Raw genomic sequence first — 21,843 nt, forward strand, 5'->3', positions numbered from 1 at the left:
CTATGGCATGATAGCAACACTTGATAGTGAAGGACTTATCCATGTTAGAACGTATCAAAGACAGCTTCACCGAGTCGATTCAGACCAAGATTGACGCCGCAGAGGCGCTGCCTGAGTCTATCGCCAAGGCCGCAGAAATGATGGTGCAATGTCTGTTGGGTGGCAATAAGATCCTTGCCTGTGGTAACGGCGGCAGCGCCGGTGATGCCCAGCACTTTTCAGCCGAGCTGTTGAACCGCTATGAAGTGGAACGCCCACCTCTGCCGGCCATAGCTCTGACCACAGACACTTCTACCCTGACGGCCATCGCCAACGACTACAGCTACGACGAAGTGTTTTCCAAGCAGATACTGGCACTGGGTCAACCCGGTGACATACTGCTGGCCATTTCCACCAGCGGTAACTCAGGCAACGTCATTAAAGCGATGGAAGCCGCGCTGAGCCGGGATATGACCATAGTGGCACTCACGGGTAAAGACGGCGGCGCCATGGCCGGATTGCTGAGCACCAATGATGTGGAGATCCGCGTCCCTTCCAATGTCACGGCCCGCATTCAGGAAGTGCACCTGCTGGTTATCCATTGCCTGTGCGACAACATTGACCGCACCCTGTTCCCGCAGGACGAACATCAATGAGACGTCTGCTGCCCCTGTGTCTGCTGCTTACCAGTTTGACCGGCTGTGCCGGAGCCGTAATGGTGGGTGCAGTTGGCGGCGCCATGGTGGTTAACGATGAGCGTTCGCTCAAGACCCAGTTGGATGACACCAATGCCGATTTTCGTATCTCCAGTGTACTGGGAGCGGAAGATGATCTGAAGAATCAGACCAATATCACCGGCATCAGCATGAACGGCAATGTGTTGATGATAGGTCAGGCGCCCAACTCCATGCTCAGGGACAAGGCGATTCGGCTGGTCAAAGAGTTGCAACTGGGTGGCAAAATCCACAATCAGATCCGTATCGGCAACCCAACGTCCTTCACTACCCGCAGCAACGACACCTGGATCACCACCAAGGTCAAGGGGCGGATGCTCAACGACAAGAATCTGGATGTCACCAAGATCAAAGTGATCACAGAGAATGGCGAAGTCTTTCTGCTGGGCCTGGTCGAGCGTGAACAAGCCGACCTGGCAGTAGAAATCGCCCGCAACACAGCTGGAGTACGTAAGGTTATCAAGGTGTTCGACTACGTCACCCCTTAACGCCCTTTATATCGAGTCGAACGAGAGCCGGTCACACCGGCTCTTGTGCTTTCAGCTCGCGGGCTTTCATCAACTTGGCGATGGCGGGCAGGCACAAAGTCGGCACCACCACCAGGGCAGCCCCTACCCAGCTCAAAGTATCCAGCCACTCATCGAACAGCAGCCAACCGAGGAAGACAATAAAGATAAGCCCGCTGTATTCGGCTACGGCAATTTCACTGGCCTTGGCTCTGCGATAGGCCAGGACACAGAACCAGTTATATGCCAGCAGGAAGGCATTGGATAACAGCGCCACTCCAAGCAGTTGCCAGCTCAGCCCGGCCAGTTGTTGCGACAGCGCCACCAGCAGGATCAGCGGCAAACTCAGCAGGTTGTAACAGAGCAAAGTCAGACTGGCGGCCTCGGTACTTGGCAGCTTGCGCAGGCTCATCTGGTTCAAGGAGAAGGTAAAGGCCGAAACCAGCACGGCAATGCCGGCCAACTCCAACTCGCTGGGCCTGAGGATCAATAAGATACCGGCAAATCCCAGCGCCGCAATACCCCACTGCAACGGCGTGATCTGTTCTTTCAGGAATACGGCACCTAACACCATGATCATCAAGGGCGCCGAATAGAACAGTGAACTGACAGTCGCCAAGGGCAGCGCCATCAAACCAATAATCAAAAAGAGCGCGCCAACAGCTCCTGTGTTGGCACGCCAAAGGTGGATCTTAAAGTGAGAAGTCCCCGGGCGACCGGCCTTGAGCCACAGGGGCAGCAACATAAGTACCGCTGTCACCTGGCGCACCAGCAGGAAAGTCGCCGCATTGGCATCATCCGGTAACCACTTGACCGACACGTCATAAAAAGCGCTGAAGAGATTTCCTACGGTCAATAAAATCAAACCGATAGCAACGGTTCTCTGCATCTTGGTTATCCTGAACGACTCTCAATCGGCGGCATCATATCCGGGTTAAAAACCAAACTGAAATGATGTTTTTTGCGTATAAATGAATTAAATTCATACTAAATTTCCGGAAAGAATAGCTGATGCGAAAACTTCCCCCCTTGAGAGCGCTGCAGGTATTCGAGGCAGCTGCACGCCAGAGCCACTTTTCCCGCGCCGCCGAAGAGCTGTGCATTACCCAGAGTGCCGTGTCCCACCAGGTCAGATTACTGGAGGAACACTTTGGCGAGTCCCTGTTCCAACGTCAGGGGCGCAGTCTCAAACTGTCACCCAAGGGAGAGATCCTCTACGGGGAACTGGAGCGAATATTCAACGAGCTGGCTGACCTTGGCCGTTTGTTCGGTGAACCCAATCGCGAGCTGAAACTGGCGGTTTACAGCTCTTTTGCAGTTAAATGGTTGATCCCCAGACTCAGCGACTTTCGCCGCCGTCACCCCGAGGTGCAGATCAGGCTGGAGATGGTGACTCAAGATCCCGAGCTCAGCGACAGCGTGGCCGATCTCTTTATCAGTGGCGGCCTCAAACGACGGGGTTACTGGCAGACGGTGCTGCACAAGGAGCGGCTTATTCCGGTTTGCAGCCCGCAATTGCCCCCCAGAGCCGGACAGATAACGATTCAGAGTCTGCAGCAGTATCCGCTGTTGACCGTAGATGAAGGCCCGTTGGGGCTGGACTGGAACCGTTGGGCCGAGGCCAACGGTGTGACTCTGACAGCCAATCACAGACAGCATATTTTCAGCCATGTGTTGATGGCCATTGAGGCCGCTATTGCCGGTCAAGGCATAGCACTGGCATCAGACTTTATGGTAGAGGATGATATTGCCAGTGGCCGTTTGATTGAGGCCGAACTGCCGGACGTGCATACAGGGTTTGAATTCACTTTTTGCTGTAAGGAGCGGCGCCTCAAAGAACCGGCGATAGCGGCCTTTGCCGATTGGCTGATGTTGATGGCAAGCCAGCCGCAACCGCAGTAATTCGCACGCAGCCACAAAAAAGCCGACCTTGTAGGTCGGCTCTCAAGATTGGCTGATTTACACCAGCAAGCCTATCTTCTCATAAACTTTCTTCACTGTGACTTCGGCGCGAGCCTGGGCCTTTTCGGCGCCCTGCTTCATTACCGACTCCAGGAAGGCTCTGTCTTCGCGGAATTCACGGAAGCGTTGTTGCAGCGGCTCCAACATACCGACCACGGCTTCACCGGCGGCCACTTTCAAATGGCCATACATCTTGCCTTCAAACTCGGCTTCCAGTTCGGCTATGCTCTGGCCTGTCACCCCGGACATCAGGCTCAGCAGATTGGACACCCCAGGCTTGTTGTCTATGTCGAAGCGCACCACAGGCGGCTCATCGCTGTCGGTCATCGCCTTTTTCAGCTTCTTCATCACCACCTTGGGATCTTCCAGCAGGCCGATGACATTGTTGCGGTTGTCATCGGACTTGGACATCTTCTTGGTGGGATCCTGCAGCGACATCACCTTGGCACCCAGCTCAGGGATAAAAGGCTCGGGCACTGTAAAGGTGTCACCATAAGCGTTGTTGAAACGGGTGGCGATATCCCGGGTCAATTCCAGATGCTGTTTCTGATCCTGACCGACAGGGATCTCATTGGCCTGGTACAGCAGGATATCGGCCGCCATCAGTACAGGATAACCGAACAGACCCACGTTGATATTGTTGGCGTGTTTTTGCGACTTGTCCTTGAACTGAGTCATGCGGCTCAGCTCGCCCATCTGGGTATAACAGTTCAAAACCCACCCCAGTTGAGTGTGCTGCGGCACCTGGGACTGAATGAACACTGTGCTCTTCTTGGGATCGACACCACAGGCAAGGTATAGCGCCAGAGTATCCAGGCAAGCTTCACGCAAGGCATTGGGATCCTGGCGCACTGTGATGGCATGCAGATCCACCACGCAATAGAGGCAATCATGGCTGTCCTGCATGGCTACCCACTGACGCAGGGCACCCATGTAGTTACCTATGGTCAACTCGCCTGAGGGCTGGGCACCGCTCAATACTATGGGTTTGGGACTGCTCATGAATTTCATTACTCCGATTGCTGTGGCGGCAAATGCGCCAAAATTTGCTCAAAATGATCGCATACGGCATCTGGGCCGCAAAGCCCAATATCTTCACCGTAGTTGTAGCCATAGGTCAAGCCGATTGAGGCAATACCTGCGGCTTTCGCCGCCAGAACGTCGTTGCGGGAATCGCCCACCATCAACATCTGCTGAGGCTGCAACTGCCATTTATCCAGCAGGTGGGTCAGCGGCAAGGGATCCGGCTTCATCTTGGTGAGTGAATCGCCGCCGAGAATTTCACTGAAAAACGACTCAATACCAAAGGCCTGCAATAGAGGCACAGTAAAGCGATAAGGCTTGTTGGTGACCACTGCCAGCTTGAAACCTCGTCGCTGCAGGGTGCCAAGCACGGACTCAACCCCGGGATAGAGCTTACTGTAACGCTCGAGGCAGGCCTCATAGTGCCTCATAAATACCGGCATGGCATCGGCCATGACAGAGGCATCCGGCTCATCGCCCAGGCTCGAGGTCAGCGCCCGGCGCATCAACATCTCTGTGCCATTGCCAACCCAGCTGCGAACCTGGTCTTCAGTGCAACCACGCAGTCCCATATCGGCCAAGGTTGCCTGGGTTGCAGCGGCCAAGTCCGGCACACTGTCCACCAGAGTGCCATCCAAATCAAAGGCGATCGCACTGATACTGCTTGCGATCATAACTTACACTCCTGCCAGTTCACTGCGCATCTGGTCGATAACCGCTTTATAGTCCGGTTGGCTAAAGATGGCAGAACCGGCTACAAACATATCGGCACCGGCGGCGGCGATTTCGGCAATATTGTCCACCTTAACCCCACCGTCGACTTCCAAGCGGATATCGCGGCCACTCTCATCGATGCGGCGACGCACTTCGGCCAGTTTGTCCAGTGTCGATGGAATAAATGACTGACCACCAAACCCTGGGTTGACCGACATCAGCAAAATCACATCCAGCTTATCCATCACATAGTCCAGGTAGTGCAGTGGCGTGGCAGGGTTGAAAACCAAACCCGCCTTACAGCCATGGTCGCGGATGAGTTGCACTGTACGATCCACATGCTCGCTGGCCTCTGGATGGAAAGTGATGATAGAAGCCCCCGCTTTGGCAAAGTCAGGCACTATGCGATCGACCGGCTTCACCATCAGGTGCACATCGATATCGGCGGTAATACCATAGTCACGCAACGCCTTGCAGACCATGGGGCCTATGGTCAGGTTAGGTACATAATGGTTGTCCATCACATCGAAGTGAACCACGTCGGCCCCCGCATCCAATACGGCTTTAACATCATCACCCAGGCGGGCAAAATCGGCAGACAGAATGGAAGGAGCAATAAGATATGGGCGCATAGCATTCTCACAGGATGTTTAAGAAGTCGCCTATTTTACCCGCCAAGGCGCTCGGGCTCTATAGCCTGGCGCCCATTTCTGCCGTTGAAAAGCGCCATAAGTTGGAATAAAGTTGTTACTTGGTAAAAAGCTGTTCAATTTATCAACGGCTTTGTTATAATTGACCGATGTCACATTTGGGATTGGAACAGGATGAACCAGAAACCGCAGGTTTTCACACACAGCATCAAGTCAGCAGTCATACTCGCTGTCGCCGCTGGCGTGGTGGGAGCAACTGCCGTTGGTTTCCAAAGCCTGGGTTCTTCCAGCAATAATCTGGCCTGTAGCTGCAGCCAGGAAAATGACTACAATCCCAACCTGCCTTCCAGCCATCCCAATAATCGCTGTGCGACTCAGGAAGATGATCTGAGCTGGAAGAGTTGGCTCAGCGGCAAGAGTCGTTCGGGTCAGTTCCATTTTGTTGACTTGTTGGAGTTGCTGCACGGCCATCAACGTAAACCGGTTGATGATATGGCTCCGGCGAATTCCAATAACGGTTTCTAGATGCTTGGCCGCTACTGGCGTTACCTTTACAGTACGCTGGCAGCCTTCTTCGGCGTGCAGAGTGAGTCCAATCGCGTCAGGGACTTCAGCGCCAATTCCTCACCTCTCCCTTATATCATCACGGGCGTGTTGCTAGCCGCACTACTGGTACTAGGTCTGTTGCTGCTGGTAAATAGAGTACTCGCCTGATTACTGACTTTCAGTCGTTCTCGTTGTGATAGGTTTCGTCGTACAGAGCCATCAACTCATTCACCTTGGTTCTGGTGCTGCCTTTCTGGCTGATGTTACGTTGAACCTGTATCGCTTCCATTCTCGAGCCGTGATAGAGCTCGCGGGTCAACGGAATATCATGGTTACTGATAAGCACAGGAATGCCACGCTCAATGGCGGTATGACGGGAATGCCTGGCCAGCAGTGCCTGGTCATCCAAAGAGAAGCCGGCACCGACATAAGTGGTAAAACTGGCGGTGGTCGATAAAGGTGCGTATGGCGGATCGCAATAAATCACGTCACCGCTTTTAGCCAGGGCAAACGCCTGCTCGTAGCCAATGCAGCGAAACTCGGCATTTTGTGCCTTGGCAGCAAAACCGCGGATCTCTTTCTCAGGGAAATACGGCTTCTTGTAGGAACCAAAGGGCACATTGAATGAGCCTTTACGGTTATAACGACACAGACCATTAAAGCCGTGGCGGTTGAGATAAAGAAAATAGACTGCCCGCTCGAAGGGGTCACGACTGCGATTGAATTTTTCTCTGACCAGATAGTATTGCTCTTTATCGTTCATCCGCGGTACAAACAGGTCCGCCGCCGCCCCTATGTATGCTTCTGGACGAGTCTGAATGATAGAGTAAAGATCGATCAGATCGCGATTGATATCGCACAACAAATAGCTCGGATAATCTGTGTTGAGAAACACAGAACCGGCACCGACAAAGGGCTCAACCAAGCGCTCACCCTTGGGCAAGTGCTGAGTCAGGGCATCAACCAGTTTAAATTTACCACCGGCCCACTTAAGAAAGGCTCTTTGTTTTTTCTTCATTAAAATTGATTGGTGCCCGGAAAAACGAAAGTGGGGATTGTACTCCGTTTAAGATGAAATTTCACTGTTACTTAGGCCAGCTTGTAAGCGATAGTGCTGCAGTGATTGCCATGACTTGACCAAAGGTTGAGACAGGCCCAAAGTCTGCTGCAACACTTTACCGGCTTCGATGGCCTCTTGCTTACTGGCATATTCCCCTACCAATACCACCCACCAATCCTTGTGCTTGGCTACCCTGACATTTTCCACTTTTTTCAGCTTGGCCATAAACGCCGTCAGTGACGATTCACGTTTCAGACTCACCAACTGCAAAGTATAACCCTGTGTCGGTAGCACTCCGGCACTGGGCTCTTGTTCTAGATCAGATTTATCCTGAGCTTCTTGCGACTTGGTATCTTGAGAAGCCTTAGCGGCCTCTTTGACCTGCGGCTTTTGGGTAACCGGCGTAGTAACAGGAGCGGTTTGCACATCCAGTATTGCCTTGGCGTCACTCAGTAGCTCAGATTCTGACTCTGAGGATCGCGCTGTAACCACTTGAGTCTCTGCATGCTGATCGTTTATTTGCTCCAAGACCGCCTGCGGCTCTGTTACCTGGCTTTGTACTTGTTCCAGGCGAACGTAAACGGGCGTAGTTGAGAGCGCCTCCTGATCTTGGTCAATATCGAGCCAACGTTCGGCAAATTGGCTTAAGGGACTTGTACTATGCTCCAGCACCAGGGCTGACTTGGGCAATTCAGGCAGAGGCTCGGTCGAGCGCAGCAGATACCAAGAGAGCAGCGCCAGAGAGATAAGCACGGCAAGGCTCGATGTCAGTATGGTCTTCCAAGGGAATACCCTTGGCCTCGGCGGCTCACCATTCAATGCCAGCTCCAGCAATGCCAATACCTCGGCCGGTGTGCCTTGTTGCCTCTCCAACTGCTTGACCACTATGGCCCGTGGCGTGAAAGTGTGCACTGCGCTGCGGGTCAACAGTGTCTGATACAGGCCCTCACGCTCGACGAGAGAAAGCGGCTCAAGCTTAACCGGCAACACCTGCTGTTTCTGTGCTTTGGGCAGTTGAAGCTGTAGCTGCTCGGCAAACTCCGGAGAGACAGAACAGGTCAACGTGATAGGCTCACCTCTGGCCTGCAGCTGAGTCAGCAATAAACACTCGGCCCAAAGCGCCAAGGGCATATTGTCGGCATCGTCGATCAGAATGTGGATAGGCTTGCGCATCTCACCCAGATAGCGCAGCAGGGTATCGGCCAGAGGCTGCTCGTCGTCAAACAGGGGATCGGGCAGCAACTGGATCAGCAACTTGCGCCTTATTTCAGCAGCATCGGCATGTTGAGGGCAACTGACCAACGCCAGATTATGCTCATCGAGCACATTGGCCAAGGCGGTCAACAGTCGTGTCTTACCTGCTCCAGCCTGCCCCTGCAACAAAACCAGCTGCTGACCATAACAGGCCAGATGCTGCAGTCTTTGTAACAGTGCCTCTTGCGAGGGCAGGAGAAGTTCTTCGGTTGCCACCATTGTCACCCATCAAGGATCAAGTGCGGCAGATCACCTGTTCGAGTAGGGATTCCGGCACTTGAGCAAAAATACCGGCCTGACCCATGTCTGTGGGCAAAACCAGGCGAATTTGCCCAGCCAAAACTTTCTTGTCACGCCGCATGTGTTTGATAAAACTTTCAAAATCCATGGACTCTGGTGCAGTTACCGGTAAGTCGAATACCTGTAGCAGCTCAGTGATGCGACGGAGAATTGACTCGTCAATCAGTTCCATGGCTTTTGCAGTTTGTGCAGCAAGGACCGTGCCAGCGGCAACCGCTTCACCGTGAAGCCAATTGCCATAGCCCATTTCGGCTTCGATAGCATGTCCGAAGGTATGCCCCAGATTCAACAGAGCGCGAACCCCCTGCTCTGTCTCATCTTCGGCAACCACTTCGGCTTTTATCTCACAGCAGCGACGTATGGCATAAGCCAGTGCCTCTGGCTGCTGCGATTTGAGTGACTCAACATTGTTTTCGAGCCACAGGAAAAAGTCAGCATCCCAAATGATGCCGTATTTGATCACCTCAGCCATGCCGGCGGCAAATTCACGCGCCGGCAGAGTCTTCAGGCACAGGGTATCTATCAGCACAAGTTGTGGCTGATAAAAAGCGCCTATCATGTTCTTGCCCAGCGGATGATTGACCGCTGTTTTGCCGCCCACAGAGGAATCGACCTGAGACAGGAGCGTAGTGGGGATCTGGATAAAGTCCACGCCCCGCTGATAACAGGCCGCAGCGAAGCCGACCATGTCACCAATGACACCGCCACCGAGAGCCACCAGCACCACATCACGACCGCAGTTGTGCTCAAGCAGAGCCGTAAATACGCTTTCGAGTTGTGCCAGTGTCTTGTACTGCTCACCATCGGGCAGAATATGAGCAAAAACCTGAGCCGCAGGCAGCAGAAGGCGCTGCAAAGACTGCAGATACAGGGGAGCTACTGTGTCATTGGAGACAATGAGGACTTTTTTACCCGAGACACTCGCCGTCAGGCAATCGCTCTGGGCCAACAGACCCTGGCCAATGAAGATAGGATAACTGCGTTCACCTAAATCAACCCGGATCTGTTGCATCTTGCGTCCTAGAAGCCTAATTGTTCAATGATTTGATTGGCCACAACTTTGGCGCTTTGCTCGTCTGTCTTGACGATAACATCGGCGATTTCCTCATAGAGAGGATTACGCACGTCTGCCAGTGCTTCCAACACTTCACGAGGATTATCTACCTGCAGCAAGGGACGACGCTTGTCGCGCTGGGTACGGGCCACTTGCTTGTCGATAGTGGTTTCCAGATACACCACGATACCGCGGGCAGAGAGGAAGTTGCGGATATCTTTGCTTTGAACTGAGCCACCACCTGTGGCCAGAACTATGCCTTGTTTCTCGGTCAGATCGGAAATCACCTGAGCCTCGCGGCGACGGAAACCTTCTTCGCCTTCAACGTCAAATACCCAGGCAATGTCAGCGCCAGTGCGATTTTCAATCTCTTGATCTGAATCGTGGAATTCCAAATGCAGCATTTGTGCCAGATGACGACCTATGGTGCTTTTGCCTGCGCCCATAGGGCCTACCAGAAAAATATTACGTTTTTCAGCCATTTCTTGTACGTCTGAATCTTATGAAAAGTTTGCCGAATGTCGACTTACTATCAAATCGACGGGATTTGTTACCTTGCTCTAATGAGACTTGACCGGGGATTATCTCAGCTTAAGGACATTCAAGGCAAGTAATGCCGACTATTAAAGCCAAATTTCCCCGGGCCCAAACATCAAAGCCAGCGACTGGCACTGGCTTTGATTGAGGTTTTACAGGTTTGGAAAAAACTTAGGCTGACCCCGGCATGCCTTCAATGCCAATTGCTGTGCAAGCCACGCTCTACAAAAGAGAACGCCACGATGACCCATTCACACCTTCCCTAGATTTCTTCGGTCACTATCTTGGGCGTTACGAAGATCAGTAACTCCTGGCGCTCATTCTTGTCCGAAGTATTGCGGAACAGGAAGCCGACCAAGGGGATATCCCCCAATACAGGAACCTTGCTGACCCGGCTGATCAGGTTCTGTTGATAGATACCACCCAAGACTATGGTTTCACCATTATCCACCAGCACTTGAGTACCTATGCGCTGGGTATCGATGGAGACAGCCTCTCCCAACGGAGTTTGTACTACCTTACCCTGCGAGTCCTGAGTAATTTCCAGATCCAGTATCACGCGGTTGTCCGGGGTGATCTGAGGTGTTACCCGCAGCGACAGTACCGCTTTCTTGAACTGTACAGTTGCCGCCCCACTGGAAGCCGATTCCACGTAAGGGATCTCGACACCCTGCTCAATATAAGCGGCTTTCTGATTCGAAGTGGTAATCCTCGGACTGGCAATAATTTCACCCTTGTTTTCCTGCTCCAGCGCACTCAATTCCAGGTCCAAGACGGTACCGTCAGCCAATTTGGCCACATGAAAAGCTATGCTGGTAGCATTGCTTGGTGCTGCCGGCAGATTCACATTGAGACGATCGCCAATTGATGGAATGGTGCCGTTGGCTATGTCCTGAGCACCTTCCAGGCTACCCGATGTGCCCTTATTGCCCTGCTGATCTGTAATTCCCCAACGGATACCCAGGTCTTCCGAAACATCATCTTTGACCGTGACCATTCGGCTTTCAATCAGCACCTGACGAATAGGTACGTCCAATACTTCAATCAGCTTATGCACATTTTCCAGGATATCGGCCGTGTCTTTAACCAACAGAGTATTGGTTCTTTCGTCCACGGCAACAGTGCCACGCTTGGACAACAGGCTGGAACCTTCTCCCTTCAGCAGGTTGGCAATATCATTGGCCTTGGCGTAATTCACCTGCAGATACTCTGAGTAAAGCGGTGCCAACTCTTCTGAAACCTTTTTCTTGTTCTTGAGCTGATTTTCCTCACGTATGGCCAGCTCTTCCGCCGGCGCCACCATCAGGATATTACCCTCGATTCGCTTATCCAGCCCCTTGGTTTGCAGGATAAGATCCAACGCCTGATCCCAAGGGACATCGTCCAGTCTCAGGGTGATGCTGCCGTCGACTGTATCACTGGTCACCAGATTGAAATCATTGTAATCGGCAATAATCTGCAGCACGGTCCTGACGGAAATATTCTGGAAGTTAAGTGACAGAGTCTTACCTGAGTATTTCTTCTCTTCTTCCAGTTGAACTTCACGCTCGACCTTGTTCATCGCCAAGGTGAACATATTGCCATCTTGCTTGTAGTTATATTCGTAGTCACCTTTGATATCGATTAGCACCCGGGTAGTCAGATCTTCTTTGAAGGTCTCAAAGCTCTTCACCGGAGTGGCAAAGTCCTGCACATCCATGACATATAACATGTCAGATGGAATATCTGTGTTATACAACTTCAGCTCCAGCCTGGAGCCAACTTGCTCCACATTGGCGGCAACCGATGAATTACGCAGCTCAACCAGCAATTCTCCGCCATTGTCACCCAAGCGGCGGAAATCAATATTCTTTATGCTATTGACGAAAGGACTGCTGGCCTTGCTCTGGGGATCCATGACCTCATCATTGACAGTCAAACGATAAACGTTGTCTACCGCCTTACCCTGATAAGGTTTCACTTTTTTCAGTGCCAGAACCAGTCGTAAATTATCGCCGTCCTGCATGCTGGACAGCTGCTCGACACCGGCAGTATTAATAGGGATCTGTGCTTTCTCCAGCGCCGAAATACTGTCGCTGAAGTCCAATTGGATACTGGCTGGATCGGCACTCAAATTGATTTCCGGCTCAGATATCGGCTTGTCAAACACCAACTCCAGCTCCAGTTGATGATCCACAATGGCGTGGTACTTTACATCCACCAGCTTGTTGGCAGCACCAGCGTAGGGACTGAGCCCCAGGACGAGCAGGCTGCCCAGGATAAACTGCATCCATTTGGCTGCATTCTTCGGGGTGATATTCGCGGCAGAAGATTCCATTATTCCCTCATCCTTCGCTTGTTATTCTCCGGTCAATTCCAGGCTGCTGTTGCGCTCTGTCCAACAGCCGGAACCGTCCGGTACTAATTCAATGATGTCGATATTCTGTGCTGATACTTTGGCGATGCGGCCGTGATAGAGTCCCAAATACTCGCCCACTCCCATCCGATAGACATTGCCATCGGTTGTTTCCACCAAGGCCCAAACCACGTTGTCTTCGCTCAGGGTGCCGCGCATCTTGAGGTTGTCCAGCGCATAGGTTTCGAGACGGCTCTTGCGACGCTTGAGATCCGGCTGCAGGCAATCCTTGGTGGTATCTATCACCTCTTCCGTCAGTTCCCGGGAAGGCGGCACAAAGGGACTACGCAACATATCTGCCTGATAATCAAAATGCTCAAACTGAGGCGGCTCTTTCAACGGCGGGATCCTGGCAACATGCTGAGCCTTGGTGCTGGTGACAAAGGCTTCAAGATCTGTTCTGTCACCGATACAGCCGCCAAGCATTAACGCCGCCGCGATCAGGGGGATGAGTTGTTTCATTTACCTTTCCCCTTAGCCTTCTCCGGCGGTAATTCCGTTCCCTCTTTAAATCTGTAGGTCTTGGCCAGAATTTCCATTGCCAAGGTGCCGGATGGATCGCGCTTAACCACAAAGTCATGCAGGCTGACGATCCGTGGCAGCTTGGCAACTCCGCCGACCATGTGCCCCAATTGGTGATAGTCACCGGTCACAGCCATGCGTATCGGAAACTCAATATAGAAATCCCGTTGGATCTCGGCATCCCAATCCAGACTCTGGATCTTCAGACCTGCATCTGTGGCGACATAGGTCAAGTCATCAAGCAAACCCGGCATTTCATTCTCTGATGGCAGCATCTTCAACAGTTCGGCAAATTGTGCCTCCATCTGTACCAATTGCTCCCTATACAATTTCAGGTTAGCGGCCAACAGATACTTTTGCTTGAAATCATCACGCAGTTGTTGCTCTTTCACCTGTTCAGACTGGTAAATATCTATGGCGTCTGAAACAAACAGATAATAGCCACCGACGAACACCAGAATCGCCAGCAAGCCTGCAAATACGGCCTTGACCTGAGTCGGCCAGCCGCCGATATTCTCCATGTCCAGATCATTGAACTGGCTCAAATCGAAACTCATTTGCCCGCTCCTTTCGCCATCTGTGCCGTCCCTTCAAGCCGGTTTGCTCCCTTGATACTGACTTTGAGACTGAAGCGTTGCAGCTCTCTGAGTTCTTCCTGTTGAGAGACTATCGACTGCATACTCGGATCCTGAAGCCATTCTGATGCTTTAATTTTTCGCATCATGTTGGCGACATTGTTATTGGACTCACTGCGTCCTTCGATCCAGATAAGGCTGCCTTTCTTTTCTATGCTGGAAAGATAGATACCTGGCGGAATAACCCGTACCAGCTCATCCAATACGTGGGTTGGCAAATTACGCGCCTGTTGCAGGTTAAGAATAATCTCGGTGCGACGTTCAATATCCTTTTTGCGCTGTTTTATCTTGGTGATTTCAGCTATCTGCTTGTCAAGCAAACTAATTTCTGACTGGAGATAAGCATTTCGCTGACGCTGATCCTCTGTCATCAAGTCGATAAAGTTCAGTGCCAAATAAACCAATAACGCGGCGCCAATAAAAACAGCAGCCAGAATACCTATATAATCGCGCTTCTGTTTTTCCCTGGCTTCTTCACGCCATGGCAATAAGTTTATGTTCGCCATTGAGCATAACTCCTCAGTGCCAGGCCGCAGGCCACCATGTATTTACTGATATGGGGTTGCAGGGCATTTTTTACTGAATCGTCCGCATGTAAACTTCCCTGAAAGGGGTCGGCAATTATAGTGTGAACACCTAATTCATTGGTTAGAAGATTAGCCATGCCTTCTAATTTGGAAGTGCCGCCACAAAGCACCAAATGATCGACTTTATCCTTACCACTGGAAGTGCAATATATTTGCAGCGTACGTTTTATCTGTTGCAATAATTGCGTTTGAAATGGCGATAACACCTCAAACATATAATTGCGAGGTAGATCACCTTCTATCTTGGCCTTTTCCGCCTGCTCATAGGACATACCGTAAAAAGACAATATAGATTGAGTGAAGAGTTCACCACCAAATGCTTGCTCGCGGATAAAGGCTGTTTCCCCTTTTTCCACCACGGCGAAGGTGGTCATGTTGGCACCGATATCAACCAAAGCGACAACCTGATCTGCTGCGCCATCCGGAAGCTGCCCCAGGATCAATTCATGGGCACGTCCCAGAGCATAGCCTTCTACATCAACAACTTTAGGCTCAAGGTCGACACTGTCCAGCGCGTCGATTCTGGCATCAATATTTTCGGTACGGCAAGCACTAAGCAAGACATCAACCTTGCTGGGGTCTGTCTTGTTGACGCTCAGCGTTTCAAAATCAATGCTGACCTCATCAAGTGAATAGGGAATGAGGTTATCCGCTTCAATCTCAATCTGCGCCTCCATTTCAACCTCACTCAAGGAGGCGTCCATGTAGATGACTTTAGTCATTACGGCTGATCCGGATACAGCGACAGAAGCAAATTTAGTTGATTTGGGCAATTGCCTCTTCAGCTGTCTCATTGCTTCAATAACGGCTTCAGGATCGCGAATATCATGATCATTGATGGCTCCTTTTTTTACAGGAGCAGCGGCATAAGCCTGGATTTTATAACCATCGCCTGTCTTGCCCAGCAGGATCGCTTTGACCTCGTGAGAACCGATGTCAATACCCACCATTTGCGGAGCCTGACGCTTCCATAGATTCGAAAGCATAGTCCTTTGTCACTTTGTTATTGTTAGGTTTTAGATTAGCACATTTTCAAATTGTTACGCCCCTTTGTATAAAATGTTTGAGCACATTACAACGGCTAATTTTTTGACGCTGCCTTTTTGCTTCACCCTGCACAAAACGCCTTATATACTATTGTGCCCGCAGCAAGTTTTGGAATAATCTCGTGAAGTGGTTAAAACGTATACTCATAGCTCTATTCAGTCTGGCCCTTCTTGGGGTTGCAGCTATCGTTGGAGCCTACTTCTACGTCCTGCCCGAACTCCCGGATGTCGCTACACTCAAGACAGTTCAACTGCAAACGCCACTGAGGGTGTATTCCAGTGACGGCAAACTGATCTCGCAATTCGGTGAAAAACGCAGGATCCCGCTGGAGTTGGCCGATGTGCCCAAACCACTATTGCAGGCCTTCCTGGCAACCGAAGATTCACGCTTTTATGAGCATAAAGGTATCGACCCCATAGGTGTGGTGCGCGCCGCATTGGTTATGCTGGCCACCGGCGAGAAAAAACAGGGTGCCAGTACCATTACCATGCAAGTGGCCAGGAACTTCTTCCTGACTCGAGACAAGACAATTATTCGTAAAGTCAAAGAGATATTTATCTCTATCCACATAGAGCAGCTGCTAACCAAAGATGAAATTCTGGAGCTCTATGTCAACCGTATCTATCTTGGACAGCGTGCTTACGGGGTTGGCGCCGCGGCTCAAGTTTATTATGGCAAGGAAGTCAAAGACTTGACGCTTGCTGAAATGGCAGTTATCGCAGGTTTGCCAAAAGCCCCTTCAACACTCAACCCTATCACCTCCCCCAGCCGAGCTTTGACCCGTCGTAACCTGGTGCTCAACCGTATGCTGGAGGTCGGCTATATCACCCAGAGTGAATATAACGAAGCCAGTGCTCAACCTATTACCGCCAAATACCATGGCGCCGAAATCGATCTCTATGCCCCTTACATTTCAGAGATGGCCAGAGATTATATGGTGCAGAAATATGGTGAAGAGGAAGCCTATACCGGTGGTTACGATGTTTACACCAGCATAGACTCATCACTGCAGTTAAAAGCCCAGAAGGCACTGCGCAACAATGTCTACGCCTATGATGAACGCCATGGCTATCGAGGCCCAGAAGCGGTTCTATGGACAGACAAGCAGCCTGATGAGAGCGAGTTGATTGCCACCCTGAAGAAAACTATGCCCATTCAGGAGCTCAGGCCAGCCGCCGTATTGCAAGTAGAGGAACAGCAAGCACAGGTGCTGCTCGCCTCGGGAGAAAAACTCACTCTGCCTTGGGATGGCCTCAAATGGGCCCGCAAGTTTATCAATGACAAACGCCAAAGCGCACCACCGAAGAAAGCCGAACAGTTTCTGAAAGTGGGCGAGCAGATTTGGGTGCGTAACAACGGCGATATCTGGCAGTTGGCTCAGGTGCCTCAGGTTGCCAGCGCCATAGTCTCGATAGATCCCAAAGATGGTGCAATTCAGGCTCTGGTCGGTGGTTACAGCTTCAGTCAGAGCCAGTACAACCGGGTAACTCAGGCCAAACGTCAGCTGGGCTCCAACATAAAGCCTTTCTTATATGCTACGGCGCTGGAGAAAGGCTATACCCTGGCGACACTGATCAACAATGCGCCGATCAACAAGCCCGACCTCAGCCAAGGTACGGCATGGCGCCCCAAAAACTCACCCGACGTATACGGCGGCCCCACCAGGCTGCGTCTGGGACTGGCCCAGTCTATCAACGTGATGTCGGTGAGAACCCTGCGTTATGTTGGGCTGGATGCCGCCATCGACAAGCTGGTGCAGTTTGGTTTCGATGCCAAAGAGCTCAACCGCAACGAGTCTCTGGCGCTGGGTTCGCCATCTGCCACACCTTTGCAGGTGGTCACTGCCTTCTCTGCCTTTGCCAACGGGGGCTACCTGGTTGAACCTTACTTCATTAAACGGATCCAGAATGCCCAGGGCGAAATCCTTGAACAAGCTCATCCGGCTCTGGCTTGTGATGCGCCGCTTAAGCCTGAAGAGGATATGGCGGATAACGCGATAACCGATTTGACTATGCAAGAGCCGCTGCAGCCCCAGGTTCAGGAAGATCCTTTCAGCTGTGACAGCCCAAGTGCCCGTCACGCCAAGCAAGTGATCAGCGAACAGACCGCATTCCTGATCACCGATGCCCTCAAGAGTGTTATCTGGGGTGGCGGTAACTGGAGCAAGGGCACTGGCTGGAACGGTACCGCCTGGCGCGCCGCCAGAGTGGTCAAACGCCATGACATAGCCGGTAAAACGGGAACAACCAACGAATCGCGGGACACCTGGTTCAGTGGCTACAATCCCAAGCTTGCCACCACCGTCTGGGTCGGCTTCGATGACCATGGCCGTGAGCTGGGGCGTACAGCCTGGAATGCCAGCGGCGCCAAAGATCAGATTTCAGGGGCCGAATCCGGTGCCAAGACCGCGGGCCCAGGCTGGAACGAGTTTATGCGCGATGCCCTGGAAGGAACGCCGGAAGAACCCAGCATTCCACCGGCTGGAATCGTTTCGGTGCGTATTGATTTAGACAGCGGCAAGCTGTCGCGTAAGACAGACTACACCAGCGACTTCGAGTACTTTATTCAGGGTACAGAACCCAAGGAATACGCCACCGGCGCCGAAGATGACAGCGACATCTTTATCGAAACACCGCCGGAAGAGCTGTTCCAGTAACAGTCTGTTTAACACCGTCTGCTAAACATTAAAAAACGCGCCAATTGGCGCGTTTTTGTTTGGCTCGAATCCGAGGGATAGCTTCTATTTGGTCTGCTTGGCTGTCAGTGCGGCCTTGACCTGTTCCACCGCGGTACCACCGAGAATATTGCGCTTCGCCAGGCAAGAATCGATACTCAGATGCGGATAAACATCCTCCGTTATGATGTCGGCATAGCTTTGCAAGACTTCAAGTGGCAAGGCTTCCAGCGGCTTACCCTCGGCAATGGCATGCAGCACCACTTCACCCACAACGTGATGCGCCTGCCTGAAGGGCATGCCTTTACCCACCAGATAGTCCGCCAGCTCAGTGGCATTGGCGTATCCCTGTTGAGCTGCGGCCAACGCATTGGTTCGGTTAACCTTGACACCTTCGAGCACCAGAACCGCCACTTTCAAACACAGGCTCCAGCTGTCCATCACATCGAACAAGCCTTCCTTGTCTTCCTGCATATCCTTGTTGTAGGCGAGTGGCAACGCCTTCATTGTGGTGAGGATCCCCATCAAGCTGCCGTATACCCTGCCCGCTTTACCGCGAATAAGCTCAAGCGCATCGGGGTTCTTCTTCTGCGGCATCAAGGAAGAACCTGAGGTGACATTGTCGGCCAGCTCGATAAAGTTGGCTTCGCCGGAATTGAAGAAGATCATATCTTCAGCCATACGACTTAAGTGCATCATGCTGATAGAGGCATCGCTGCAGAGCTCTATGACATGGTCACGATCAGACACGCTGTCCAGGCTGTTGAGGGTAGCAGAGGCAAAGCCCAGGCTGGCCGCCAGCGCCTGACGGTCGATGACATAAGCTGTACCCGCCAAGGCGCCACAACCCAGAGGGCAGGTGTTGAGGCGATTCAGTGCATCCTGCAAGCGGCTGATATCCCGCTCAAACATTTCCACATAAGCCAAAGCCCAATGGCCAAAGGTCACGGGTTGCGCCCGCTGCAGATGGGTATATCCCGGCATTACGGCATCCAACTCGCGCTCGGCCAAGGCCAACAGCCCCTGTTTGACTTCAATCAACAGACTCAGCAGGTGTGCGCCTTCCTGTTTGCACCACAGCTTGAGATCGGTCGCCACCTGGTCATTGCGCGAACGGCCGGTGTGCAGCTTCTTACCCAAGTCACCCACCTTGGCGATCAGCTGTGATTCCACAAAACTGTGAATATCTTCGGCGCCGGAAGTGATGATCTGCTCCGGCGTATCTTTAACTTCTGCGAGCAACTCAGCCAGCGCCTGAGTCAGGGTCTGGCATTCCTCCTGGGTTAACACACCGGCCTGGGTTATCGCCTCGGCCCAGGCGACTGAGCCCTGGATATCCTGCTCCAGTAAACGGAAATCCACCGGCAGGGAATCGTTGAAGAGTTTGAAAAGTTCGCTGCTTTGGCCGCTGAATCTGCCACCCCATAAAGCCATGATAAGGTCCTCTTTCTCGGGCATAAAAACTAAGGGGCGCCGATGCGCCCCTGATATACTGACGCTTACTTGCTGTTGAGCGCGCGGATACGGCTCGCCAATGAGTAGAGGCGGATAAAGCCTTCGGCGTGTTTCTGATCGTAAACAGTGTCTTCACCGAAGGTGGCAAACGCCTCGGAATACAGGCTATTGGGAGAACGTTTCTTCACGGCAACCGCCTGGCCCTTGAAGAGCTTGATCACCACTTCGCCGTTAATGTCCTGGGCCAGTGCCTCGGATGCCGCTAACAGCGAGTTGCACAGAGGCGTAAACCAACGACCATCATAGACCAGATGTGCCATCTGAGCGGCCACCTGTTCACGCCAGTTACGGCTGGTCTTGTCGAGCACCAACTCCTCTACCGCTCTCAGAGCAGCAAACATGACAGTGCCGCCCGGTGTTTCATAACAGCCACGGGACTTCATCCCCACCAGCCGGTTTTCAGTGATATCGATACGGCCAACACCGTGAGCGGCAGCAATCTGGTTCAGCTTCATCAGCGCCGCATAGGGGCTCAGGGCTTCACCGTTGACTTCAGTCACCCGGCAGTTTTCCACTTTCAGGCTGACATACTCAGGCTCATCTGGCGCATCCAGCGGATCGACTGTCATGGTCCACACCTCTTTGCTGGGCTCATTCCAGGGATCTTCCAGTTCCCCACCTTCGTGGGAGATATGCCAGGCGTTGGCGTCGCGGCTATAGATCTTGGTGGCCGAAGCCGAGGTCTTGATGTTGCGCTCGGCCAGGTAAGCCAGCAGATCTTCACGGCTCTCCATGGTCCACTCACGCCAAGGGGCAATCACTTTCAGATCCGGCGCCAGTGCGGCAAAACAGCCTTCGAAACGCACCTGATCGTTACCCTTGCCGGTACAACCGTGACACAAGGCGTCGGCGCCGACCTTACGGGCCACTTCCACCTGAGCCTTGGCGATGATGGGTCTGGCCATGGAGGTGCCCAGCAGATAGGTTCCCTCGTAGATGGCACCGGTTGCTATGGTGGGATAGATGTAGTCTTTAACAAACTCTTCTTTCAAATCAACAATATGACATTCACTGGCGCCGGAAGCCAACGCCTTTTCTGTCAAACCTTCGAGTTCGGCTTCCCCTTGTCCAACATCGGCACAAAAGGCAACGATCTCACAGTTGTTATAGTTCTCTTTCAGCCAGGGAATAATGGCCGAGGTATCCAGGCCGCCGGAGTAGGCCAGGACAACTTTTTTCACATCTGTGTTTTTCTGTGCAATAGACATCTTAATTTTCCTAGATTCAACTGGCCCTTGGCCATCAGCTCAAAAGTGTTACCAGAACGGCATTCTGCGCGTGCATGCGGTTTTCTGCCTGTTGCAGGATCAGAGAACCTTTGCCATCCATCACCTCATCTGTCACTTCTACCCCTCGGTGAGCGGGTAAACAATGCATAAAATACTTCACCTTATACTGATCCATCAGCGGCTGATTGATTTGATAAGGATTAAATTTTGCTTCAATATCAGAAAGTTCTGTTTGGTCGCCCATGGAAATCCAAGTATCAGTGTAGACGGCATCCTGACCTTCCAGGGCGGCGATGTCTGAAGTCAGTATCAGGCTGCCTCCATTCTCGGCCGCCAGTTGCTGTACTTCATTGACAATCAGACCATCGGGGAAATGCCCTTCGGGGCAGATAACCGTCATGCTGGCACCCAGAATAGCAGCGCCTATCATCAATGAATGGGTCACGTTGTTGCCATCACCCACATAGGCCAATTTCACCTTGCTCAAGTCACCGAGCTGCTCTGACAGGGTCAGAAAATCCGCCAGGGCCTGACAAGGGTGGTACAAGTCCGACAGCGCATTGATCACAGGTACAGTGCCGAACTCGGCCAGGCCTTCTATGGTCTTGTGGCTGAAAGTCCGTGCCACTATGGCGTCGGCCCAGCAGGAAAGGTTACCGGCGAAATCGGCAACAGATTCGCGCTTGCCCAAAGCACCATTTTGTTGATCCAAATAAAGACAGTGACCACCCAGCTTATGGATACCGATATCGAAACTGACCCTGGTACGCAGGGAAGGTTTTTCAAACAGCATCACTACGCTCTTGCCCGCAAGCGCGTGTCGGTAGTCTGCCGGATTGGCCTTGATCTTCTTGGCCAAGTCCAACAACGCCAGCAACTGGGATTGGGTGAGTTCTTTAATGGTCAACAGGTGCTTCATA

22 protein-coding genes are annotated in these 21,843 nt (G+C 52.2%); 6 read left to right on the plus strand and 16 right to left on the minus strand.

Features of this window, described 5'->3' with window-relative positions:
* The first annotated feature begins 41 nt into the window (after positions 1-41).
* The gene (locus tag N512_RS0116010) at positions 42-635 is read left to right on the plus strand and encodes a phosphoheptose isomerase (protein WP_028780981.1); all 594 of its coding nucleotides are present in this window, start codon (positions 42-44) and stop codon (positions 633-635) included.
* The gene (locus N512_RS0116015; RefSeq protein ID WP_028780982.1) at positions 632-1,201 is read left to right on the plus strand and encodes a BON domain-containing protein; all 570 of its coding nucleotides are present in this window, start codon (positions 632-634) and stop codon (positions 1,199-1,201) included. The genes N512_RS0116010 and N512_RS0116015 overlap by 4 nt, the downstream gene beginning before the upstream one ends.
* A gap of 31 nt (positions 1,202-1,232) precedes the next feature.
* Here N512_RS0116015 and N512_RS0116020 read toward each other — a convergent pair whose 3' ends face one another.
* A complete protein-coding gene (locus N512_RS0116020) occupies positions 1,233-2,108 on the minus strand; it encodes a DMT family transporter (RefSeq protein ID WP_028780983.1) in 876 nt (291 codons plus the stop codon).
* Between the two features lie 122 nt (positions 2,109-2,230).
* Between N512_RS0116020 and N512_RS0116025 the strand changes: the two genes are divergently transcribed.
* On the plus strand, positions 2,231-3,121 hold the full coding sequence (locus N512_RS0116025; RefSeq protein WP_028780984.1) for a LysR substrate-binding domain-containing protein: 891 nt from the start codon (positions 2,231-2,233) through the stop codon (positions 3,119-3,121).
* Positions 3,122-3,178: 57 nt separating this feature from the next.
* Here the strand turns inward: N512_RS0116025 and trpS are convergent, their stop codons facing one another.
* The 3 genes from trpS to rpe are packed head-to-tail and all read right to left on the minus strand — an operon-like array spanning position 3,179 to position 5,550.
* Positions 3,179-4,183: a tryptophan--tRNA ligase gene (gene trpS, locus N512_RS0116030; RefSeq protein ID WP_028780985.1), complete on the minus strand. Its 1,005-nt coding sequence runs from the start codon at positions 4,181-4,183 to the stop codon at positions 3,179-3,181.
* Between the two features lie 8 nt (positions 4,184-4,191).
* Entirely contained in the window at positions 4,192-4,878 is a 687-nt protein-coding gene (locus N512_RS0116035; protein WP_037475295.1) for a phosphoglycolate phosphatase, read from the minus strand.
* Between the two features lie 3 nt (positions 4,879-4,881).
* A complete protein-coding gene (gene rpe / locus N512_RS0116040) occupies positions 4,882-5,550 on the minus strand; it encodes a ribulose-phosphate 3-epimerase (RefSeq protein ID WP_028780987.1) in 669 nt (222 codons plus the stop codon).
* 192 nt (positions 5,551-5,742) lie between these two features.
* Here rpe and N512_RS0116050 point away from each other — a divergent pair, with 192 nt between their 5' ends.
* Positions 5,743-6,093 carry a hypothetical protein gene (locus N512_RS0116050; RefSeq protein ID WP_025011599.1) on the plus strand — a complete coding sequence of 117 codons (351 nt, stop codon included), beginning with the start codon at positions 5,743-5,745 and terminating at the stop codon, positions 6,091-6,093.
* Positions 6,094-6,282 (plus strand): DUF2970 domain-containing protein, encoded by a 189-nt coding sequence (locus tag N512_RS0116055; RefSeq protein WP_025011598.1) that lies wholly within the window; start codon positions 6,094-6,096, stop codon positions 6,280-6,282. It abuts the gene before it with no gap.
* A 10-nt stretch (positions 6,283-6,292) separates the two neighbouring features.
* Here N512_RS0116055 and N512_RS0116060 read toward each other — a convergent pair whose 3' ends face one another.
* From N512_RS0116060 to N512_RS0116100, 9 genes are all read right to left on the minus strand, one after another.
* Positions 6,293-7,132 carry a Dam family site-specific DNA-(adenine-N6)-methyltransferase gene (locus N512_RS0116060; protein ID WP_028780988.1) on the minus strand — a complete coding sequence of 280 codons (840 nt, stop codon included), beginning with the start codon at positions 7,130-7,132 and terminating at the stop codon, positions 6,293-6,295.
* 48 nt (positions 7,133-7,180) lie between these two features.
* Entirely contained in the window at positions 7,181-8,647 is a 1,467-nt protein-coding gene (locus N512_RS0116065; protein WP_028780989.1) for an AAA family ATPase, read from the minus strand.
* 16 nt (positions 8,648-8,663) lie between these two features.
* Positions 8,664-9,740 carry a 3-dehydroquinate synthase gene (gene aroB, locus N512_RS0116070; RefSeq protein WP_025011597.1) on the minus strand — a complete coding sequence of 359 codons (1,077 nt, stop codon included), beginning with the start codon at positions 9,738-9,740 and terminating at the stop codon, positions 8,664-8,666.
* Between the two features lie 8 nt (positions 9,741-9,748).
* Positions 9,749-10,264 (minus strand): shikimate kinase AroK, encoded by a 516-nt coding sequence (gene aroK / locus N512_RS0116075; protein ID WP_025011596.1) that lies wholly within the window; start codon positions 10,262-10,264, stop codon positions 9,749-9,751.
* A 317-nt stretch (positions 10,265-10,581) separates the two neighbouring features.
* Positions 10,582-12,636, minus strand: coding sequence for a type IV pilus secretin PilQ family protein (gene pilQ / locus N512_RS0116080; protein WP_025011595.1), 2,055 nt, complete (start codon positions 12,634-12,636; stop codon positions 10,582-10,584).
* 21 nt (positions 12,637-12,657) lie between these two features.
* Positions 12,658-13,176, minus strand: coding sequence for a pilus assembly protein PilP (locus N512_RS0116085; protein WP_025011594.1), 519 nt, complete (start codon positions 13,174-13,176; stop codon positions 12,658-12,660).
* On the minus strand, positions 13,173-13,793 hold the full coding sequence (locus N512_RS0116090) for a type 4a pilus biogenesis protein PilO (RefSeq protein WP_025889304.1): 621 nt from the start codon (positions 13,791-13,793) through the stop codon (positions 13,173-13,175). The genes N512_RS0116085 and N512_RS0116090 overlap by 4 nt, the downstream gene beginning before the upstream one ends.
* On the minus strand, positions 13,790-14,377 hold the full coding sequence (locus N512_RS0116095) for a PilN domain-containing protein (RefSeq protein ID WP_028780990.1): 588 nt from the start codon (positions 14,375-14,377) through the stop codon (positions 13,790-13,792). Before N512_RS0116095 ends, N512_RS0116090 begins: the two co-directional genes overlap by 4 nt.
* Positions 14,365-15,444, minus strand: a complete 1,080-nt coding sequence (locus N512_RS0116100) for a pilus assembly protein PilM (RefSeq protein WP_025011592.1) — start codon at positions 15,442-15,444, stop codon at positions 14,365-14,367. The genes N512_RS0116095 and N512_RS0116100 overlap by 13 nt, the downstream gene beginning before the upstream one ends.
* Before the next feature lie 182 nt (positions 15,445-15,626).
* On the opposite strand from N512_RS0116100, the gene N512_RS0116105 reads away from it, so the two are divergent.
* The gene (locus N512_RS0116105; RefSeq protein ID WP_028780991.1) at positions 15,627-18,161 is read left to right on the plus strand and encodes a penicillin-binding protein 1A; all 2,535 of its coding nucleotides are present in this window, start codon (positions 15,627-15,629) and stop codon (positions 18,159-18,161) included.
* Positions 18,162-18,245: 84 nt separating this feature from the next.
* On the opposite strand, the gene argH is transcribed toward N512_RS0116105, so the two are convergent.
* The 3 genes from argH to N512_RS0116120 form a co-directional block, all read right to left on the minus strand.
* Positions 18,246-19,613 carry an argininosuccinate lyase gene (gene argH / locus N512_RS0116110; RefSeq protein ID WP_028780992.1) on the minus strand — a complete coding sequence of 456 codons (1,368 nt, stop codon included), beginning with the start codon at positions 19,611-19,613 and terminating at the stop codon, positions 18,246-18,248.
* A gap of 65 nt (positions 19,614-19,678) precedes the next feature.
* Positions 19,679-20,902, minus strand: a complete 1,224-nt coding sequence (locus N512_RS0116115) for an argininosuccinate synthase (protein WP_025889296.1) — start codon at positions 20,900-20,902, stop codon at positions 19,679-19,681.
* A gap of 34 nt (positions 20,903-20,936) precedes the next feature.
* Entirely contained in the window at positions 20,937-21,842 is a 906-nt protein-coding gene (locus tag N512_RS0116120; RefSeq protein ID WP_025889295.1) for an ornithine carbamoyltransferase, read from the minus strand.
* Between the last annotated feature and the right edge of the window lies 1 nt (position 21,843).

Origin of the sequence: Shewanella sp. 38A_GOM-205m, assembly GCF_000518445.1 — a bacterium.
GTDB classification, from domain to species: domain Bacteria; phylum Pseudomonadota; class Gammaproteobacteria; order Enterobacterales; family Shewanellaceae; genus Shewanella; species Shewanella algae.

What these genes read in the sequence shown, in the direction of transcription:
- N512_RS0116010 (WP_028780981.1), top strand. Translation starts at nt 42, where the DNA reads ATGTTAGAACGTATCAAAGACAGCTTCACCGAGTCGATTCAGACCAAG.
- N512_RS0116015 (WP_028780982.1), top strand. Translation starts at nt 632, where the DNA reads ATGAGACGTCTGCTGCCCCTGTGTCTGCTGCTTACCAGTTTGACCGGC.
- N512_RS0116020 (WP_028780983.1), bottom strand. Translation starts at nt 2,108, where the DNA reads ATGCAGAGAACCGTTGCTATCGGTTTGATTTTATTGACCGTAGGAAAT.
- N512_RS0116025 (WP_028780984.1), top strand. Translation starts at nt 2,231, where the DNA reads ATGCGAAAACTTCCCCCCTTGAGAGCGCTGCAGGTATTCGAGGCAGCT.
- trpS (WP_028780985.1), bottom strand. Translation starts at nt 4,183, where the DNA reads ATGAGCAGTCCCAAACCCATAGTATTGAGCGGTGCCCAGCCCTCAGGC.
- N512_RS0116035 (WP_037475295.1), bottom strand. Translation starts at nt 4,878, where the DNA reads ATGATCGCAAGCAGTATCAGTGCGATCGCCTTTGATTTGGATGGCACT.
- rpe (WP_028780987.1), bottom strand. Translation starts at nt 5,550, where the DNA reads ATGCGCCCATATCTTATTGCTCCTTCCATTCTGTCTGCCGATTTTGCC.
- N512_RS0116050 (WP_025011599.1), top strand. Translation starts at nt 5,743, where the DNA reads ATGAACCAGAAACCGCAGGTTTTCACACACAGCATCAAGTCAGCAGTC.
- N512_RS0116055 (WP_025011598.1), top strand. Translation starts at nt 6,094, where the DNA reads ATGCTTGGCCGCTACTGGCGTTACCTTTACAGTACGCTGGCAGCCTTC.
- N512_RS0116060 (WP_028780988.1), bottom strand. Translation starts at nt 7,132, where the DNA reads ATGAAGAAAAAACAAAGAGCCTTTCTTAAGTGGGCCGGTGGTAAATTT.
- N512_RS0116065 (WP_028780989.1), bottom strand. Translation starts at nt 8,647, where the DNA reads ATGGTGGCAACCGAAGAACTTCTCCTGCCCTCGCAAGAGGCACTGTTA.
- aroB (WP_025011597.1), bottom strand. Translation starts at nt 9,740, where the DNA reads ATGCAACAGATCCGGGTTGATTTAGGTGAACGCAGTTATCCTATCTTC.
- aroK (WP_025011596.1), bottom strand. Translation starts at nt 10,264, where the DNA reads ATGGCTGAAAAACGTAATATTTTTCTGGTAGGCCCTATGGGCGCAGGC.
- pilQ (WP_025011595.1), bottom strand. Translation starts at nt 12,636, where the DNA reads ATGGAATCTTCTGCCGCGAATATCACCCCGAAGAATGCAGCCAAATGG.
- N512_RS0116085 (WP_025011594.1), bottom strand. Translation starts at nt 13,176, where the DNA reads ATGAAACAACTCATCCCCCTGATCGCGGCGGCGTTAATGCTTGGCGGC.
- N512_RS0116090 (WP_025889304.1), bottom strand. Translation starts at nt 13,793, where the DNA reads ATGAGTTTCGATTTGAGCCAGTTCAATGATCTGGACATGGAGAATATC.
- N512_RS0116095 (WP_028780990.1), bottom strand. Translation starts at nt 14,377, where the DNA reads ATGGCGAACATAAACTTATTGCCATGGCGTGAAGAAGCCAGGGAAAAA.
- N512_RS0116100 (WP_025011592.1), bottom strand. Translation starts at nt 15,444, where the DNA reads ATGCTTTCGAATCTATGGAAGCGTCAGGCTCCGCAAATGGTGGGTATT.
- argH (WP_028780992.1), bottom strand. Translation starts at nt 19,613, where the DNA reads ATGGCTTTATGGGGTGGCAGATTCAGCGGCCAAAGCAGCGAACTTTTC.
- N512_RS0116115 (WP_025889296.1), bottom strand. Translation starts at nt 20,902, where the DNA reads ATGTCTATTGCACAGAAAAACACAGATGTGAAAAAAGTTGTCCTGGCC.
- N512_RS0116120 (WP_025889295.1), bottom strand. Translation starts at nt 21,842, where the DNA reads ATGAAGCACCTGTTGACCATTAAAGAACTCACCCAATCCCAGTTGCTG.